This window comes from Kitasatospora sp. NBC_01287 (assembly GCF_026340565.1).
Classification (GTDB): domain Bacteria; phylum Actinomycetota; class Actinomycetes; order Streptomycetales; family Streptomycetaceae; genus Kitasatospora.
The window spans coordinates 6,069,028-6,087,060 of the sequence record NZ_JAPEPB010000001.1 but is presented as its reverse complement, the minus strand read 5'-3'; the positions used below and the strand labels follow the sequence as shown (position 1 = coordinate 6,087,060).

Genomic DNA, 18,033 nt, shown 5'->3' with positions numbered 1-18,033 from the left:
TGCGGCGGCGTGCGGGAATCAGCCCTGCTGCGGGTGGTGCGCGGGGATCGGCGGCAGCTCACCGGTGGCCTCGTAGGCCGTCAGCATCTCGATCCGGCGGGTGTGCCGCTCCTCGTTGCTGTACGGGGTGTTGAGGAAGACCTCGATGAACTTGGTCGCCTCCTCCCGGGTGTGCATCCGCCCGCCGACGCTGATCACGTTGGCGTTGTTGTGCTCGCGGCCCAGGGCGGCGGTCTGCTCGCTCCAGGCCAGCACGGCGCGCACGCCCTTGACCTTGTTCGCGGCGATCTGCTCGCCGTTGCCCGAGCCGCCGATCACCACGCCCAGCGCCTCGGGGTCGGCCGCGGTGCGCTCGGCGGCCCGCAGGCAGAACGGCGGGTAGTCGTCCACGGCGTCGAAGACGTGCGGGCCGCAGTCGACCGGCTCGTGGCCGGCCGCCTTGAGCCACTCGACGAGGTGGTTCTTCAGTTCGAATCCGGCATGGTCGGAACCCAGATACACGCGCATGGGGAGAAGTGTGGCACGCGCGCGCCCGGCCGTCGGCGAAGGGCAGGTACGACGTCAGGTCGGATCAACCGGCCCCCGCCGTCCAGCCCTTCGGACAATTCGGCGCAATCTCTACGCGGACGAACGCACTCCGTCACCGTCGGTCACGATCCGTCCCGGATGGTGAGTCCAGCGGGCCGCTCCTTGGCGCCCCGGGCCGCCCACCGGATAGTGAACCGGACAGTCCGCTCATCGAACGTCTGGATCACCCCGATGACCACCACCGCCCCGCCGGCGCCCAGCGCCGCCACCGAGGCGACGGCCACCGCCGGCCCGCAGCTGACCCACGGCCTGAAGCAGCGCCACCTCTCGATGATCGCCCTCGGCGGCGTGATCGGGGCCGGCCTCTTCGTCGGCTCCGGCGCGGGCATCGCGGCCGCGGGTCCTGGGGTGATCCTCGCCTTCACGCTCTCCGGCCTGCTGGTCATGCTGATCATGCGGATGCTCGGCGAGATGTCCGCGGCGCACCCCGCCTCCGGCTCCTTCTCGGTGCACGCCGAGCGGGAGATCGGCCCGTGGGCGGGTCTCACGGCGGGCTGGATGTACTGGGTGATGCTCTGCTGCGGCGTGGCGGCCGAGGCCACCGCGGCCGGCTCGATCATGAACTCCTGGCTGCCCTCGGTGCCCGGCTGGGCCTGGGTCGCCGTCTTCATGGCCTTCTTCTGCGCCAGCAACCTGACCGCGGTGAAGAACTTCGGCGAGTTCGAGTTCTGGTTCGCCGCGATCAAGATCACCGCGATCGTGGCCTTCCTGGCACTGGGCGGGCTCGGCGTCACCGGCGTGCTGGGCTCCGCCCCCGGCACCGCGAACCTGACCGGGCACGGCGGCTTCCTGCCGAACGGCGGCAGCGGCCTGATCACCGGCCTGCTCGCCTCGGTCTTCGCCTACGGCGGCCTGGAGACGGTGACCATCGCGGCCGCCGAGTCCGACGACCCGCGCCGCAACGTGGCCAACGCGGTGCGCACGGCCCTCTGGCGGATCGCCCTCTTCTACATCGGTTCGATGGCCCTGGTGGTCACCCTGGTGCCGTGGAACGACCCGGACGTGGTCAAGCTGGGCCCCTACGTGACGGTGCTCCAGTTCCTGCACGTGCCCGGCGCCGCCGAGGTGATGCGGGGCGTGGTGCTGATCGCGCTGCTCAGCGCGATGAACGCGAACATCTACGGCGCCTCCCGGATGGCCTTCTCGCTGGTCGCCCGCGGCCAGGGCCCGCGCGCGCTGGCGAGGGCGAGCGGCGGGGTGCCGCGGGCGGCGGTGCTGGCCTCCTGCGGTTTCGGCTTCGCGGCCGTGCTGGCCGGCTACTGGTGGCCGGACACCGTCTTCAGCTGGCTGATGAACACCACCGGCGTGGCGATCCTGGTGGTCTGGCTCTTCATCGCGGTGGCCCAGCTGCGGATGCGCCGCCGCCTGGAGCGCGAGGCGCCCGAGCTGCTGACCGTGCGGATGTGGGCCTTCCCGTACCTGACCTGGACCGCGCTGGCGGGCGTGGTCGGCGTACTCGCCCTGATGACCACCACACCCGGCGACCGCGCCCAGCTCTACGCGGCCGGCGTGCTGGTCGCCGCGCTCAGCGCCGCGGGCTACTGGCGCCAGCGACGGCTCGCGGCACGGGGCTGACCCGGCCGCGGCACGGCAGCGCACGGTAAGCGGCGCGCATGCGGGTAGCCCGGTACATTCCGGTCCGCCCGTGAAAGGATGCCCGCGGGGCAGGACCTGCCCCGCATCTGCACAGCACCGTGCGAGCCGGACAAAGGAGTACCGCAGTGCCGGGCAAGAACCTCAGCAGGGACGAAGCGCAGGCGCGCGCCGGGATCCTCAGCGTCGACGGCTACGAGGTCCACCTCGATGTCACCGGCGCCCCGGACGCCTCGAACGCCACGTTCCGCTCCGTCACCACCATCCGCTTCCGCTGCGCCGAGCCGGGCGCCACGAGCTTCGCCGACCTGCTCGCGCCGAGCGTGCGGGCCGTCACGCTGAACGGCCGCCGGCTCGACCCTGGCGCGGTCTTCGACGGGGCCAGGGTCGAGCTGTCCGAGCTGGCCGCCGAGAACGTCCTGGTGGTGGACGCCAACTGCGCCTACAGCCGCACCGGCGAGGGCCTCCACCGGTTCACCGACCCGGTGGACGGCGAGACCTACCTCTACACCCACTTCGAGCCCGCCGAGGCCCGCCGGGTGTTCGCCAACTTCGAGCAGCCCGACCTCAAGGCGCCCTACCGCTTCACCGTGACCGCCCCCGCCGCCTGGGACGTCTACGCCAACGCCGCCGAGGAGCCCGGCGCGGAGAACGGCACGGAGCCCGGCACGGAGAACGGCGCAGAGAACGGCACGCGGACCAGCACCGCCGACGGCGCCGCGCGGACCTGGCGCTTCCTGCCCACCCGGCCGATCTCCACCTACCTGACGGCGGTGGTGGCCGGCCCGTACCACGTGGCGCGCGACCACTGGAGCCGCCGGCTGCCGGACGGCAGCACGCTGGAGATCCCGCTCGCGGCCACCTGCCGCAAGTCGCTGGCCCGGCACTTCGACGCCGAGGAGATCTTCGAGATCACCAAGCAGGGCCTGGACTTCTTCCACGACGAGTTCGACTACCCGTACCCGTTCGGCAAGTACGACCAGTGCTTCGTGCCGGAGTACAACATCGGCGCGATGGAGAACCCGGGCTGCGTCACCTTCCGCGAGGAGTACGTCTTCCGCTCGAAGGTCACCGAGGCCGCCTACGAGGCCCGGGCCAACGTCATCCTGCACGAGATGGCGCACATGTGGTTCGGCGACCTGGTCACCATGAAGTGGTGGGACGACCTCTGGCTCAAGGAGTCCTTCGCCGACTTCATGGGCTCCGTCGCGCAGCGCGAGGCGACCAAGTACCAGGCCGCCTGGGTGACCTTCGCCAACCAGCGCAAGGCCTGGGCCTACCGGCAGGACCAGTACCCCACGACCCACCCGATCACCGCGGACATCCGCGACGTCGAGGACGCCAAGCTCAACTTCGACGGGATCACCTACGCCAAGGGCGCCTCGGTGCTCAAGCAACTGGTCGCCTACGCCGGTCGGGACGCCTTCTTCGAGGGGGCCCGGGGCTACTTCAAGGCGCACGCCTTCGGCAACACCGTGCTCGGCGACCTGCTGGAGGTGCTGGCCGCCACGTCGGGGCGCGGCGAGCAGGCGATGGCCGACTGGTCCAGGTCCTGGCTGCAGACCGCGGGCGTCAACGCGCTCACCCCGCAGCTGACCGTGGACGCCGAGGGCCGGATCACCGAACTCGCCGTGCTGCAGGACGGCGCCACGCTGCGCCCGCACCGGATCGCGATCGGCCTCTACGACCGCGAGCCCAACGGCTCGCTGCTGCGCACCGCGCGGGTGGAGCTGGACGTCACCGGCGCCCGCACCGTGGCCGAGGAGCTGGCCGGCCGGCCGCGCCCGGCCCTGGTGCTGGTCAACGACGACGACCTGACGTACTGCAAGATCCGCTTCGACCAGGAGTCGCTGGACACCCTGCGCACCTCGCTCGGCTCGATCGAGGACACCCTGGCCCGGGCACTGGTCTGGTCGGCCTGCTGGAACCTGACCAGGGACGGGCTGATGCCGGCCCGCGACTACCTGGACCTGGTGCTGCGCTTCGCCGGCCAGGAGTCGGACATCGGCGTGCTGCAGACCCTGCACACCCAGGCCAAGGGCGCCCTGGAGCTCTTCGTCGATCCCGGCTACCGCGCCGAGGGGGCCGCACTGCTCGCCGACCGCGCGCTGCGCGAGCTGCGCACGGCCGCGCCCGGCAGCGACCACCAGCTGGCCTGGGCCCGGTTCCTCGCCCTGACGGCGCACCAGGAGAACGAGCTGCGCCTGCTGGAGGAGCTGCTGGCCGGCACCGCGAGGGTGGACGGCCTGGAGGTGGACCAGGACCTGCGCTGGTCGCTCCGGATCGCGCTGGCCGCCGCCGGGCGGGTGACCGTCGAGCAGTTGGACGCCGAGCTGAAGCGGGACAACACCGCCAGCGGCAGCCAGAAGGCCACCCAGGCGCTGGCCGCCCGACCCACCGCCGAGGCCAAGGCCGCCGCCTGGTCGGCCGTGGTGGACGACGACTCGCTGCCCAACGCCATGGTCGGCGCGCAGACCGCCGGCTTCGCCCAGGCCGGGCAGCGCGAGCTGACCGCCCCGTACACCGCGCGGTACTTCGAGCTGCTGGAGCGGATCTGGGCCGAGCGGAGCATCGAGATCGCGATCCGCTTCGTCGGCGGCTTCTTCCCGCGCCTGCAGACCGACGAGGCGACGCTGGCCGCCACCGACGGCTGGCTCTCGGACCACCCGCAGGCCGCGCCGGCGCTGCGCCGGCTGGTCCTGGAGTGCCGCGACGAACTGGCCCGCGCGCTGCGGGCGCAGGCGGCCGACCGGGGCTGACCACCCGGCGACCGAACGGCCCGCCCTGGCCCGCCGGGGCGGGCCCTCGCATGTCCGGGGCCTCGCGCAGCCGGGGCCTCGCGCAGCCGGGTCGCGGCCGGGGCCTGGCTACTTGAGGGTGGCGGAGGTCAGACCGGCCTGCACCTGGCGCTGGAAGGAGAGGTAGACCACCAGCACCGGCAGCATCGCGATCGTCATACCGGCGAAGAGCGCCGGGAAGTCGCTCGCGTAGCCGGTCTGCTGAGCCAGGTTCAGCAGACCCTGGGTCAGCATCGAGTGGTCCGGGTCCCCGCCGTGCTGCTGCTGCATCAAGGTGACCGGCAGCAGGTACTGGTTCCACTGGCCGAGCACGTTGAAGATGCCGACGCTGACCAGCCCGGCCCGCGCCATCGGGACCATCACCTGGAAGAACGCCCGGGTGTGCGAGCAGCCGTCGATCATCGCCGCCTCGTGCACGGCGGTGGGCAGCGAGCGGAAGAAGGAGTGCAGGAAGAAGACGGTGAACGGCAGCGAGTACGCGACGTACACCAGGATCAGGCCCAGGTAGCTGTTCAGGCCGAGCAGCGGGGAGAGGGTCCCCAGGTCGCGCACCATGAAGAAGAGCGGGACCAGGGCCAGGTAGACCGGGAACATCGCGCCGGCCACGAAGAAGAAGTAGACGAGCCGGTTGCCGGGGAACGGGTACCGGGCCAGCACGTAGGCCGCCATCGAGCCGAGCAGCATCGTCAGGGTGACCGACCCCGCCAGCACGATCAGCGTGTTGGCGAAGTAGTCGGCGATCCCCTGGTGCCAGGCGCGCCCGAAGGCGCTCAGGCTCCAGTGCGCGGGCCGGCTCCAGGCACTGGCGCCGATCTGCGCGTCGGTCTTGAAGGAGCCGAGCACGATCCAGACCAGCGGGACGAGGACCATCAGCGCCCAGAGCACCAGGAAGCCGTGCGAGAAGACGTTGAGCACCCCGCCCCCGTCGGCGAACCGCTGCTCCCTGGCCGGCCCGCCGGGTGCGGCGGCGCGACCGGTGCGACCGGTGCGACCGGTGCGACCGGCGCGCGGCGCGCGGGGCTCGGTGGTCGGATCGGCTTCAGTGGTCATCGCGGGCCCCGTTCAGAACTCGATCCGCTCGCGCCTGGTGAACCGCAGCGCGACGACGGACAGGAGCAGCGTGACGAAGAAGATCACCACGCCCATGGCACAGGCGTAGCCCGCCGCGCCGAAGGTCATGAAGTTGCGCATCAGGTAGGTGGCCAGCACCTCGGAGCGGTTGTCGGGGCCGCCGCCGTAGTAGGCGCCCGGGGTCATGGTGGAGACCAACGCGAAGGCGTCCATCGCGGCGATGGCCAGGTACACCCAGGCGGTCCGCACGCTGTCCTGGAGCAGCGGGAGGGTGATCCGGAAGAAGATCTGGGTGCGGGTGGCCCCGTCCAGCAGCGCGGCCTCGTAGACGTCCTTGGGCACGGAGCGCATCGCGGTCGAGAAGAGCACCAGGTAGAAGCCGGTGCCGGACCAGACCAGCACGCCCGCCACGCACCAGAGGCCGAGGTCCGGATCGGCCAGCCACTGCCAGGGGCGGCTCGCGCTCAGCACGCCCAGCTTGATCAGCGCGCCGTTGAGCAGCCCGCCCTGGTCGGTGCGGAAGACCGCCTGGAAGAGCACCGACAGGATGGCCACCGAGAGCACCTGCGGGAGGAAGAAGACCAGTTGGTACAGGCCCGCGCCGCGCACCCCCCGCACCCCGCCGCGCCCGCCACCGCCACCGCCACCGCGCCCGCGCCCGCCGGTGCCGGTGCCGGTGCCGGTGCCGGTGCCGGTGCCGCCGACGCTGAGCAGGAAGGCGAAGAAGAGCGCCAGCAGGATGGTGGCCAGGGGCAGCACGGCCAGCAGCAGCAGGTTGTGCAGCAGCGCGAGCCGGAAGACGCCGTCACCGAGCAGCCGGGTGTAGTTCCGCAGTCCGATGAAGCGCATCGTCGGCGAGTCCCCGGACCAGTCGGTCAGCGAGTACCCGAAGGTCTGCAGGTACGGCCAGACCACCAGCAGCGCGTAGAGCAGCACCGGGGCGACGAGGAACCCCGCGATGAAGGGGTACGTGCGGTGACGCATGCGCCTGCTCCTGTCCGCCGCGGCCTCGGGTTCCGTCAGACCTTCCTGGCGGTGGCGGCCTTGGCCGCCGCCACCCACTGCCGCGGGGTGATCCGGCTGTTGACCAGCTCGTTGGTGGCATTCTGCAGCGCCAGGTCGAAGGCGGTCTGCAGGTCGGGATAGGTGTAGTCGAAGGTGTCGCGACCGGCGGCGGCGAGCGCCGCCGCGGCCGACCTGGTGCCCGGCTCCAGCACCACCTCGGGGCCGATGCCGTCCTTGAGCACGGTGAGCGCGTTGGCGGCCACCGCGAACCGGCCGGCCGCCTCCTTGGTCAGCATGATCCGCAGGAACTCCAGGCCGCCGGCCCGGTTCCTGGCCCTGGCCGGGACGACGAACGGCTCGCCCGCGCCGGCTCGCACCGCGTGCCGCGGCAGCCGGTCGCCGGGCAGCGCGGGCACCGGCAGGAAGGCCATGTCGAAGCCGGCCGGGGTGATCGCGGCCATCTCGTTCTCCAGCCAGGAGCCGCACGGGATGAAAGCAGCCCGGCCCTGGCACCAGGCGGTCTGCGCCTCGGTGTGGGTCATGCCGTTGGTGCCGGGCAGCAGGTAGTCCTCGCGCATGATCTCGCCGAAGGCGACCGCCCCGGCGAGCACCGCCGGATCGTCCCAAGCCGCCGGGTCCAGGGCGTCGATCCGGGCCACCAGCTCGCCGCCGCCCTGCTTGGCGATCAGGTCCAGGAGCAGGCCGCTCACGTAGGACGGGTACTTGCCCTGGTGGCAGAAGGGCGCGATGCCGGAGCGCTTGATGGTGGCGCCGAGCGAGAGGAACTCATCCCAGCTGCCGGGCGGGCTCCAGCCCCGCTCGGAGAAGAGCCGGCGGGAGTACCAGAGGCCGTGGACGGTGTAGACGTAGTTGAGCGCGTACATCCGGCCGTCGATGCTGCCCTGCTCGACGGTGCCCGGCAGCAGTGTCTCGCTCACCTTCCTGGCCGGGTCGTCGCGGCAGGGCGCGTCGAGCAGCGCGCTGAGGTCGGTGAGCTGGCTCGCGCGGCGCAGCACGTCGAGTTTCAGCTGCTGGGCGCCCGAGTCGTCGATCACGTCCGGCGGGCTGCCCGCGTTGAACCGCGGCTGCAGCTTGCCGCTGATCTCCTGGGTGGCCAGGTGGGTGACCGTGGCCCCGGGGTAGGACTGCCGGTAGATGCCCTCGATCGCCCTGGCGTAGCCGTCGCCGTAGCCGCCCTTGAAGATCACCACGTCGAGCGGGGCGCGCGCCTCGACGCCGAACGGGTTGGTGGCGGAGCCGGTGGTGGGCACGGTGGTGCTGCCGCCGCCGCTGCCGAAGCCGGCCGCGCAGGCCGCGGTGAGCGGGCCGCCGGCGGCTGCCAGCGCGGCCGCGGCGGCGGCGCGCCTGAGCAGGTCACGGCGGTGGTACTCGTCGACGGAGCCGGTGTGCGGCCTCACCCTCGCCCTCGCCCTCGCTCTCGCGCTCACCCTCGCGCTTTCGCTTGATCGCTCGATCGTAGGGAGGGTGGTGCGAGGCGGCGTGCGGGACTCGCGGAAGGGCACCCCGATGGTCGGTCCACCCGGGCGGTGCGGGAGACGGATCGCGGACGGTGCGGGAGGGCGGATCGCGTCGCCGGGTCTGCGACACGAAGCAGGCCGCGCCCCTCCACAGGAGGGGCGCGGCCCGGGTGCCACGAGGGGGCTGGGTCAGCCAATCAGGCTGCGCAGCACGTACTGCAGGATGCCGCCGTTGCGGTAGTAGTCCGCCTCACCGGGGGTGTCGATGCGCACCACCGCGTCGAACTCGACCGTCCCGGCCGCGCCGACCGCCTTGACCTTGACGGTCTTGGGGGTGCGGCCCTCGTTCAGCTCGGTGACACCGGTGAAGGAGAAGGACTCCTCGCCGGTCAGGCCCAGCGAGTCGGCACTCTGGCCCTCGGGGAACTGCAGCGGCAGCACGCCCATGCCGATCAGGTTCGAGCGGTGGATGCGCTCGTAGGACTCGGCGATGACGGCCTTGACGCCGAGCAGCGCGGTGCCCTTGGCGGCCCAGTCGCGCGACGAGCCGGAGCCGTACTCCTTGCCGGCCAGGACGACCAGCGGGGTGCCGGCGGCCTGGTAGTTCTGCGCGGCGTCGTAGATGAACGCCACCGGCGCGTCGGCCTGGGTGAAGTCGCGGGTGTAGCCGCCCTCGGTGCCCGGCGCGATCTGGTTGCGCAGGCGGATGTTGGCGAAGGTGCCGCGGATCATCACCTCGTGGTTGCCACGGCGCGAGCCGTACGAGTTGAAGTCGCGCTTGTCGACCCCGTGCTCGGTCAGGTACTGCGCGGCGGGCGTCCCGGCCTTGATGTTGCTGGCCGGGGAGATGTGGTCGGTGGTGACCGAGTCGCCCAGCTTGGCCAGCACGCGGGCGCCGGTGATGTCACTCACCGGGCTCGGGGTCTTGGCCATGCCCTCGAAGTACGGGGGCTTGCGGACGTAGGTGGACTCGGCGTCCCACTCGAAGGTGTTGCCGGTCGGGATCGGCAGCGACTGCCAGCGGTGGTCGCCGGCGAAGACGTCCGCGTAGTCCTTGGCGAACATGTCCTGGTCGATCGAGGCGGCGACCACCTCGGCCACCTCCAGCTCCGACGGCCAGATGTCGGACAGGAAGACGTCGTTGCCGTCGGCGTCCTGGCCCAGGGCGGCCTTGGTGATGTCGACGTTCATGTTGCCGGCCAGGGCGTAGGCGACCACCAGCGGCGGGGAGGCCAGGTAGTTCATCTTGACGTCCGGGTTGATCCGGCCCTCGAAGTTGCGGTTGCCGGAGAGCACCGACACCACGGCGAGGTCGGCGTCGTTGACGGCCTTGGAGACCTCCTCGGGCAGCGGGCCCGAGTTGCCGATGCAGGTGACGCAGCCGTAGCCGACCAGGTTGAAGCCCAGCTTCTCCATGTAGGGGAGCAGGCCGGCCTTCTCGTAGTAGTCCATGACGACCTTGGACCCGGGGGCCAGGGTGGTCTTGACCCAGGGCTTGACGTGCAGGCCCTTCTCCACGGCCTTCTTCGCCAGCAGGGCGGCGCCCAGCATGACGGAGGGGTTGGAGGTGTTGGTGCAGGAGGTGATCGAGGCGATCACGACCGCGCCGTTGTCGATCTCGTACGACGAGCCGTCAGGAGCGGTGACCGCGGTCGGCTTGCTCGCCTCGGCGGCGTAGGTCGGCAGCGCCTCGGCGAACTTCTGCGCGGCCTCGGCCAGCGCCACGCGGTCCTGCGGGCGCTTCGGGCCGGCGATCGAGGGGACCACGGTGCCCAGGTCCAGCTCCAGGTACTCGGAGAAGACCGGCTCGACCGACGGGTCGTGCCACAGGCCCTGCTCCTTGGCGTACGCCTCGACCAGGGCGAGCTGCTGCTCGCTGCGACCGGTCAGGCGCAGGTAGTGCAGGGTCTCGTCGTCGATCGGGAAGATCGCGCAGGTCGAGCCGAACTCCGGCGACATGTTGCCGATGGTGGCGCGGTTGGCCAGCGGGATCGCGGTGACGCCGGCGCCGTAGAACTCGACGAACTTGCCGACCACACCGTGCTTGCGCAGCATCTCGGTGATGGTGAGCACCAGGTCGGTGGCGGTGGCGCCGGCCGGCAGCTGGCCGTTGAGCTTGAAGCCGACCACTCGCGGGATCAGCATGGAGACCGGCTGGCCGAGCATGGCCGCCTCGGCCTCGATGCCGCCGACGCCCCAGCCCAGCACGCCCAGGCCGTTGACCATGGTGGTGTGCGAGTCGGTGCCGACACAGGTGTCGGGGTAGGCCTGGCCGTTGCGGACCATGATGGTGCGGGCCAGGTGCTCGATGTTCACCTGGTGCACGATGCCGGTGCCCGGCGGGACCACCTTGAACTCGTCGAAGGCGGTCTGGCCCCAGCGCAGGAACTGGTAGCGCTCCTTGTTGCGGCCGTACTCGATCTCGACGTTCTGGGTGAAGGCGTCCTTGGTGCCGAACTTGTCGGCGATCACCGAGTGGTCGATGACCAGCTCGGCCGGAGCCAGCGGGTTGATCTTGGCCGGGTCGCCGCCCAGCTCCTTCACGGCCTCGCGCATGGTGGCGAGGTCCACCACGCACGGCACGCCGGTGAAGTCCTGCATGATCACGCGGGCCGGCGTGAACTGGATCTCCTCGCTCGGCTGGGCCTTCTCGTCCCAGTTGCCGAGGGCGCGGATGTGGTCGGCGGTGATGTTCGCGCCGTCCTCGGTGCGCAGCAGGTTCTCCAGCAGCACCTTGAGGCTGTACGGCAGCCGCTCGGAACCCTCGACGGCGGAGAGCTTGAAGATCTCGTACGACTCGTCGCCCACCTGCAGCGAGCTGCGAGCGTCGAAGCTGTTCGCGGACACGACTAACTCCTTCTCGGTCCACCATTAAGGTAAGGTAAGCCTTAGCTAAGCTCACCGCGCCGATGATGAAGGCGGTACGCCTCTCGGCAAGTATCTTGATGTCGAGATAAATCCTAGCGCGGAGTTATCTCGATGTCGAGATAAACCATAGTGCATGGGCGGACGGAGAGTGACCTCAGGCACCCCTGTGGCGCGCCTGAGGCTGCACGGTGACCGGCGACCACGGGGCGTGACGCGGGCGCCCCACTCCGGCGTCCGTCAGGCACACGGGTTGGAGGGACCGCGCGGGATCGGACCAGGCTCTGCCCCGGCCTTGCCCCGGCCTTGCCCCGGCCTTGCCGCGGCCCTGCCCCGGTCCGGGCCGGCTCGGGCTGGCTCGGGCCGGAGCGCTAGCGTGAGGCCATGATCGTTGTGGATGCCTCTGCTCTGGTACTGGCGCTGGCGGAGCAGGGTGAGCGTGGGGTGGCCGCCCGGGCCGCGCTCGCGGCCGACCCTGAGTGGGCCGCGCCGGAGCACCTGCTGATCGAGGTGATGCAGTCCCTGCGCGGACGCTACCTGGCCAAGGAGAACACCGCCGAGCAGGTGGCGGCGGTGGCCGCCGCGCTGCCCGGGATCGCGTTCCGCAAGGTGGAGCTGGCTCCGCTGCTCGGCCGGGTCTGGGAGCTGAAGGACAATCTGACCCCCGACGACGCCGCCTACGTGGCGGTCGCCGAGCTGCTCGGCGCACCCCTGGTCACCGCCGACCTGCGGCTCAGCCGGGCCAGCGGACCGCGCTGCGAGATCCGCGGGATCACGGGCGAGCGGCCCGCGTCCGGCGGCTGAGCCTCGGCGCGGCCTCCCGCACAGGCCTCCCGCACAGGCCTCCCGCGCAGGCGTCAGAGGTCAGAGGTCAGAGGTCAGACGCGAGAGGTGAGAGGTCAGAGGTCAGAGGCCAGAGGTCAGGCACCCAGGGTGGCGACCAGGACGGCCTTGATCGAGTGCAGCCGGTTCTCGGCCTGGTCGAAGACGATGGAGTGCGGGGACTCGAAGAGCTCGTCCGTGCACTCCAGCTCGGCCAGGCCGGTGGCCTCGAACAGCTGCCGGCCGAGTTCGGTACCCAGGTCGTGGAAGGCCGGCAGGCAGTGCAGGAACTTGACCTGCGGGTTGCCGGTGGCCCGCACCGTGTCCATGGAGACCTGGTACGGCTTCAGCTGCTCGATCCGCTCGACCCAGACCTCCTTGGGCTCCCCCATCGAGACCCAGACGTCGGTGTAGAGGAAGTCCGCACCGGCCACTCCGGCGGCCACCTCCTCGGTGAGGGTGATTCGGGCGCCGCTCACCTCCGCGAGCCCCTCGGCAGCCCTGCGGACCTCCTCTCCCGGCCACAGCCGCTCCGGGGCGACGATCCGGATGTCCATGCCGAGCAGGGCGCCGGTGATCAGCAGCGAGTTGCCCATGTTGTTGCGGGCATCGCCGAGATAGGCGAGCGCGACCTCGCCGAGCGGCTTGGCGCAGTGCTCCCGGACGGTGAGCAGATCGGCCAGCATCTGGGTGGGGTGCCACTCGTCGGTGAGGCCGTTCCAGACCGGCACCCCGGCGTACGCGGCCAGCTCCTCGACCACCGCCTGACCGTGCCCGCGGTACTGGATGCCGTCGAACATCCGGCCGAGCACCCGGGCGGTGTCCTTGGCCGACTCCTTGTGGCCGATCTGCGAACCGGCCGGGTCCAGGTAGGTGGTGGAGGCCCCCTGGTCGGCGGCGGCCACCTCGAAGGCGCAGCGGGTCCGGGTCGAGGTCTTCTCGAAGATCAGCGCGATGTTCTTGCCGCGCAGCCGCGGCTGCTCGGTGCCCGCGTACTTGGCGGCCTTGAGCTGGGCAGCGAGGTCGACCAGGAAGTGGAACTCCTGAGCCGTGAAGTCGAGCTCCTTGAGGAAGTGCCGATTCCTGAGGTTCAAGGCCATGGCCGGGGCTCCTGGGGGACGAAGGACAGGGAGGAGAGGACGGGGAAGAGCGAGGGAGACCTGGCAATAGTATACGAGAGATCGAATTTGTATGCAGGAGGCCGAAGCCGACGGCCACCCTGGTGGTGCCAGGGTGGCCGTCGAACCGCAGCGAAGGCCCGACCTGCGCACGGGTCGGCCGGGCCGGCCGGGCTGGCCGGTGCCGGGCCAGCTGGTGCTGGACCGGCTGGTGCTGGACCGGCTGCCCTAGAGGCGCGGGTCCACTGGCTCGGACTCCAGGGCCAGCACGGCGAAGACCGGCTCGTGCACCCGCCAGAGCGGCTCGCCACCGGCCAGCCGGTCCAGCGCCTCCAGGCCCAGCGCATACTCACGCAGCGCGAGCGAGCGCTTGTGCCCGAGGGCCCGCTGGCGCAGCGCGTCGAGGTGCTCGGTGTAGTCCGGACCGTAGATCAGCCGCAGGTACTCCCGGCCGCGGACCTTCAGCCCCGGCTGCACCAGGCCACCGGGCCGCCCCTCCCCCGCGACACCGCGGACCAGCGAGGCCAGCGGCTTGACCACCATGCCCTCGCCGCCGACCGCGGTCAGCTCCTCCCACCAGGTGATTCCGGCCGCGATCGAGGCCTCGTCCTCGGTGTCGACCACCAGGCGCCCGGTCGCCCGCAGCAGCGGTTCGAGCTGCTCGGCCCCCGCCTCGGCGGACTCCTTGACCCACTGCTCGTCCGCCGCGACCAGGCGGTCGAGCCAACCGAGGTGCTCGTCGTGCGGGCGCACCGCCAGGTTGGCGCCCTCGGCGGCCAGCACTTGGAACGGCGCCAGCCGCACACCGGTCAGCCCTTCGGTGGGCCAGCAGTAGCGGCGGTATGCCGCACTGAACGCCTCGGCGTCGATCGCTCGGCGGCGGTGCCGCTCGGTCAGCTCGGCCAGCCCCTCGATCCCCCGGGCGCGGGCCTGCTCCAGCGCCGCGAGCACCTCGGGCAGCGCGGCCCCGGCCGCCGCCCCGACCGCCGCGTACTGACGGCGCAGCAGTTCCACCGCCTTGAGCGACCAGGGCAGCAGCTCGGCGTCCAGCAGCAGCCAGTCGGTGGCCAGCTCGGTGAAGAGCCCGGCGCGTTCGGCGGCCGCACGCACCCGCGCCAGCAGTGCCTCGGTCAGCTGCTGGTCGCCGAGAAAGGCGCGCCCCGTCCTGGTCCAGACCGCGCCGGGCCCGGACAGGCCGAAGCGCCGCTCCAGCGCCTGCGGGTCGCGGGCCACCAGCAGCACGGCTCGCGAACCCATGTGCTTCTCCTCGCAGACGACCTCCCGCACCCCGTCCGCGCGGTAGGCGAAGAAGGCCTCCTCGGGGTGCTCCAGGTAGCCCGCGCGCCGGGAGGTGGCGCTCGGCGCCATGGTCGGCGGCAAGTAGGCCAGCAGCCTGGGGTCGAGCGCGAAGCGACTCATCACCTCCAGCGCGGCGGCCGCGTTCTCCTCGCGCACCGAGACCCGGCCGTGCAGCGAGGTCTCCACCACGCGGCGGCCCGCGACGTCGGCCAGGTCCAGCGGACGTCCCTCCCGGGCGCCCGGGGCGTCGCTGATCAGCGGACGGACCGGCGCGTACCACTCCTGCTCGGCCGGGACGCTGACCAGCTCGCGCTCCGGGTAGCGCAGCGCGGTGAGGCTGCCGCCGAAGACGCAGCCGGTGTCCAGGCAGATGGTGTTGTTGAGGAAGCTCGCCGCCGGCACCGGGGTGTGCCCGTAGACCACCAGCGCCGAGCCCCGGTACTCCTCCGCCCACGGGTAGCGCACCGGCAGGCCGAACTCGTCGGTCTCGCCGGTGGTGTCGCCGTAGAGCGCGTGCGAGCGGACCCGGCCCGAGTTGCGGCCGTGGTACTTCTCCGGCAGGCCCGCGTGGCAGACCACCAGCCGACCGCCGTCCAGCAGGTAGTGGCTGACCAGGTCCCGCATGAAGGCCCGCACCTCGACGCGGAACTCCTCCGGCTCGGCGGCCAGTTGGTCCAGCGACTCGCGCAGGCCGTGCGCGACGGTGACCTGACGACCGCTCATCGCCCGCCCGAGCTTGTTCTCGTGGTTGCCGGGCACGCAGAGCGCGTGGCCGGCGGCCACCATGCCCATCACCAGGCGCAGCACGCCCGGGGTGTCCGGGCCCCGGTCGACCAGGTCGCCGACGAAGACCGCGGTGCGGCCCTCGGGGTGCGCCGCGTCCACCGCGCGGCCCTGCTCGTCGCGGGTGAGGCGGTAGCCGAGGCGGCCGAGCAGGGTCTCCAACTCGGCCCGGCAGCCGTGGATGTCACCGACCAGGTCGAACGGGCCGGTGCGCTCGCGCAGGTCGTTCCAGCGCTTCTCCAGGACGATCTCGGCGGCTGCCACCTCGGCCACCCCACGCAGGTGGTGGACCTTGCGGAAGCCCTCGCGCTCCAGGCCGTTCAGCGAGCGGCGGAGCTCGCGGTGCTGGCGCTGGATCACGTGCGGGCCGAAGTCGCGGTCGGGGCGGGTGAGGTTGCGCTCGGCGCAGACGCCCGGCGGCACGTCCAGCACGATCGCGATCGGCAGCACGTCGTGCGCGCGGGCGAGCGCGACCAGCTGCTTGCGCGCGGCGGGCTGCACGTTGGTCGCGTCGACCACGGTGAGCCGGCCGGCCGCCAGCCGCTTGCCGACGATGTAGTGCAGCAGCTCGAAGGCATCGGCCGAGGCGGACTGGTCGTTCTCGTCGTCCGAGACCAGGCCGCGGCAGTAGTCGGAGGAGATCACCTGGGTGGTCGCGAAGTGCTGACGGGCGAAGCTGGACTTGCCCGAGCCGCTGGTGCCGACCAGGACCACGAGGGAGAGATCGGTGACGGGCAGGCGCCGGGGTTCGGGCACGGAATCGGCGGTGTGCTGCGTCCGGTCGGTCATCGGGGTGCGCTCCTCTCAGGGGCGGTGGCGGTGGCGGTAGCGGGCTCGGGGGCGGTAGCGGGCTCGGGCTCGGAGGCGGTAGCGGAGTCGGTAGCGGGCTCGGGGGCCCCGGCGGAGGCCGTGGCGGGCTCGATGCCGTGGCGGAACATGGCGAGCTGGGTCGGCGGGCCGACCTGCGGGTCCTCCGGGCCGACCGGATGGAAGGCCACGGTGTACCCGTAGTTGGCCGCCACCTGCTCGGCCCAGGCGCGGAACTCGGCGCGATCCCACTCGAAGCGGTGGTCGGCGTGGCGGTGGTGGCCCGCCGGGAGGCTCTCCCAGCGGACGTTGTACTCGGCGTTGGGCGTGGTGACGATCACCGTGGCCGGGCGCGCGGCGCCGAACACCGCGTACTCCAGCGCCGGGAGCCTGGGCAGGTCCAGATGCTCGATCACCTCGCAGAGCACCGCCGCGTCGTACCCCTTGAGCCGGGCGTCGGTGTAGGTCAGCGCGCCCTGCACCAGGCGCACCCGTGCCGCCTGACGCTCCGGCAGCCGCTCCAGTCGCAGCTTGCGAGCGGCAGCGGCCAGCGCGCTCGTGGAGACGTCGACCCCGAGGACCTCGGTGATCCGCTTCTCCTTGAGCAGCTCGCCGACCAGCTCTCCCTGACCGCAGCCGAGATCGAGCACCCGGGCGGCGCCCACCTCGGCCAGCAGCGCGACGATGGCCGCCCGGCGCCGGCGGGCCAGTGGGACGAGCTTGCCCGCCCCATCGGCCTCGGCAGCGGCCGGCGCCTCGGCAGCGCCCGCACCGGTATCGCCTGTACCGGCATCGGCGCTCACCCTGGCGGGGACGACGGCAACGGGCTCCGCCATGGTGCCGACCAGGCTGCTGGTCACCGTGGGCTCACCGCTCTCCGGGTCCAGGGCGACCGCGTTGTCCAGCTCCTCGGCCTCGCTGTCGTCGGCCTCGGCGAGCCGGGCCAGCTCCAGGCGGCGCAGCGCCTCGTTCGCCAGCGACCAGCGGCGGTGGAGGTAGCGGCGGGTGATCAGGGCGTGGTCCGGATGGTCCGCGAGCCAGCCCTCCCCCGCTGCGAGCAGCTTGTCCACCTCGTCCGGGGCGACCCAGTAGTGCTTGGCGCCGTCCAGCACCGGCAGCAACACGTAGAGCTGCTGGAGCGCGTCCGCCAGCAGCAGGGTCCCGGTCAGCTCCAGCCGCTTGTAGCGCGAGTCGCCCCAGGCGGGAAAGGTCTCGTCCAACGGGATCGCCGAAGCCGTGACCTGCCAGCCGAGCGGTTCGAAGAGCCGCTCGACCAGTGACCGCTCGCCGGGCGTGCGCTCTTCGCCACCGCCCGCCGCCACGGCGGGCAGCACCACGGTCAGTTCGCGCGGCTGCTCGGCGAGCCCGGGGCGCTGCTCGCAGGCCCCCTTCATCGCCGTGCGGAACACCGAGCGCAGCGCGACCGCCAGCAGCGAGGACGCCGCGTACGGGCGGTCGTTGACGTACTGGGAGAGGGCAGCCGCGCCGGCCGCAGCCGAGGAGGCACCCTTGGCGTGGCCCCGGCTGCGCCGGACCAGCGCGACCGGGTCGACATCCAGCAGGAGTGCGGCCGTACACCGCTGCTCGCCCGCCTCGGGGTAGAAGACGTGCGCCTCGCCGTGGGACGTGCTGAAGCGCTGTGCCTTCCCGGGATGCTTGTGCAGCAGGTAACCCAGGTCGGTGGCCGGGTGCGCGGCGGTGCCTGTGGTGGAGATCGAAATGAACACCTGGTGCAGTATTCCGGTCACCGGAGGGCCGGGGCACGTGGTTTTGCCGCGACCGGAAGTGACCGCGCAGGCTCGGCGG

Annotated in this window: 12 protein-coding genes; 4 read left to right on the top strand and 8 right to left on the bottom strand. The window is 71.8% G+C overall.

Translation table 11 applies throughout. The annotated features are described in order from the left end of the window. Window positions 1–18: 18 nt before the first annotated feature. A complete protein-coding gene (locus OG455_RS26330; protein ID WP_266297753.1) occupies window positions 19–507 on the bottom strand; it encodes a ribose-5-phosphate isomerase in 489 nt (162 codons plus the stop codon). A gap of 252 nt (window positions 508–759) precedes the next feature. Here OG455_RS26330 and OG455_RS26325 point away from each other — a divergent pair, with 252 nt between their 5' ends. Together OG455_RS26325 and pepN are read left to right on the top strand one after the other, a co-directional pair. Further along, on the top strand, window positions 760–2,163 hold the full coding sequence (locus OG455_RS26325) for an amino acid permease (RefSeq protein ID WP_266297751.1): 1,404 nt from the start codon (window positions 760–762) through the stop codon (window positions 2,161–2,163). A gap of 146 nt (window positions 2,164–2,309) precedes the next feature. After that, the gene (gene pepN / locus OG455_RS26320) at window positions 2,310–4,940 is read left to right on the top strand and encodes an aminopeptidase N (RefSeq protein ID WP_266297749.1); all 2,631 of its coding nucleotides are present in this window, start codon (window positions 2,310–2,312) and stop codon (window positions 4,938–4,940) included. A 108-nt stretch (window positions 4,941–5,048) separates the two neighbouring features. On the opposite strand, the gene OG455_RS26315 is transcribed toward pepN, so the two are convergent. The 4 genes from OG455_RS26315 to acnA form a co-directional block, all read right to left on the bottom strand. After that, window positions 5,049–6,029 (bottom strand): carbohydrate ABC transporter permease, encoded by a 981-nt coding sequence (locus OG455_RS26315; RefSeq protein WP_266297747.1) that lies wholly within the window; start codon window positions 6,027–6,029, stop codon window positions 5,049–5,051. A 12-nt stretch (window positions 6,030–6,041) separates the two neighbouring features. Beyond that, entirely contained in the window at window positions 6,042–7,034 is a 993-nt protein-coding gene (locus tag OG455_RS26310) for a carbohydrate ABC transporter permease (protein WP_266297745.1), read from the bottom strand. A 35-nt stretch (window positions 7,035–7,069) separates the two neighbouring features. Next, window positions 7,070–8,473 carry an N-acetylglucosamine/diacetylchitobiose ABC transporter substrate-binding protein gene (ngcE, locus tag OG455_RS26305; RefSeq protein ID WP_266297743.1) on the bottom strand — a complete coding sequence of 468 codons (1,404 nt, stop codon included), beginning with the start codon at window positions 8,471–8,473 and terminating at the stop codon, window positions 7,070–7,072. Between the two features lie 249 nt (window positions 8,474–8,722). Further along, window positions 8,723–11,380 carry an aconitate hydratase AcnA gene (gene acnA / locus OG455_RS26300; RefSeq protein ID WP_266297741.1) on the bottom strand — a complete coding sequence of 886 codons (2,658 nt, stop codon included), beginning with the start codon at window positions 11,378–11,380 and terminating at the stop codon, window positions 8,723–8,725. Between the two features lie 402 nt (window positions 11,381–11,782). On the opposite strand from acnA, the gene OG455_RS26295 reads away from it, so the two are divergent. Beyond that, window positions 11,783–12,202: a type II toxin-antitoxin system VapC family toxin gene (locus OG455_RS26295; protein ID WP_266297739.1), complete on the top strand. Its 420-nt coding sequence runs from the start codon at window positions 11,783–11,785 to the stop codon at window positions 12,200–12,202. Between the two features lie 116 nt (window positions 12,203–12,318). On the opposite strand, the gene argF is transcribed toward OG455_RS26295, so the two are convergent. After that, window positions 12,319–13,320: an ornithine carbamoyltransferase gene (gene argF, locus OG455_RS26290; protein WP_266297737.1), complete on the bottom strand. Its 1,002-nt coding sequence runs from the start codon at window positions 13,318–13,320 to the stop codon at window positions 12,319–12,321. 91 nt (window positions 13,321–13,411) lie between these two features. Here argF and OG455_RS26285 point away from each other — a divergent pair, with 91 nt between their 5' ends. Continuing rightward, complete coding sequence (locus OG455_RS26285; protein WP_266297735.1) at window positions 13,412–13,570, top strand: hypothetical protein; 159 nt, start codon at window positions 13,412–13,414, stop codon at window positions 13,568–13,570. On the opposite strand, the gene OG455_RS26280 is transcribed toward OG455_RS26285, so the two are convergent. Beyond that, a complete protein-coding gene (locus OG455_RS26280) occupies window positions 13,567–16,209 on the bottom strand; it encodes a polynucleotide kinase-phosphatase (RefSeq protein WP_266297733.1) in 2,643 nt (880 codons plus the stop codon). The two genes, OG455_RS26285 and OG455_RS26280, sit on opposite strands and share 4 nt — an antisense overlap. Further along, entirely contained in the window at window positions 16,206–17,954 is a 1,749-nt protein-coding gene (locus OG455_RS26275) for a 3' terminal RNA ribose 2'-O-methyltransferase Hen1 (RefSeq protein ID WP_266297731.1), read from the bottom strand. The genes OG455_RS26280 and OG455_RS26275 overlap by 4 nt, the downstream gene beginning before the upstream one ends. Window positions 17,955–18,033 lie beyond the last annotated feature (79 nt).

What these genes read in the sequence shown, in the direction of transcription:
- OG455_RS26315 (WP_266297747.1), bottom strand. Translation starts at nt 6,029, where the DNA reads ATGACCACTGAAGCCGATCCGACCACCGAGCCCCGCGCGCCGCGCGCC.
- OG455_RS26285 (WP_266297735.1), top strand. Translation starts at nt 13,412, where the DNA reads ATGCAGGAGGCCGAAGCCGACGGCCACCCTGGTGGTGCCAGGGTGGCC.
- OG455_RS26325 (WP_266297751.1), top strand. Translation starts at nt 760, where the DNA reads ATGACCACCACCGCCCCGCCGGCGCCCAGCGCCGCCACCGAGGCGACG.
- argF (WP_266297737.1), bottom strand. Translation starts at nt 13,320, where the DNA reads ATGGCCTTGAACCTCAGGAATCGGCACTTCCTCAAGGAGCTCGACTTC.
- OG455_RS26280 (WP_266297733.1), bottom strand. Translation starts at nt 16,209, where the DNA reads ATGACCGACCGGACGCAGCACACCGCCGATTCCGTGCCCGAACCCCGG.
- OG455_RS26330 (WP_266297753.1), bottom strand. Translation starts at nt 507, where the DNA reads ATGCGCGTGTATCTGGGTTCCGACCATGCCGGATTCGAACTGAAGAAC.
- OG455_RS26295 (WP_266297739.1), top strand. Translation starts at nt 11,783, where the DNA reads ATGATCGTTGTGGATGCCTCTGCTCTGGTACTGGCGCTGGCGGAGCAG.
- OG455_RS26310 (WP_266297745.1), bottom strand. Translation starts at nt 7,034, where the DNA reads ATGCGTCACCGCACGTACCCCTTCATCGCGGGGTTCCTCGTCGCCCCG.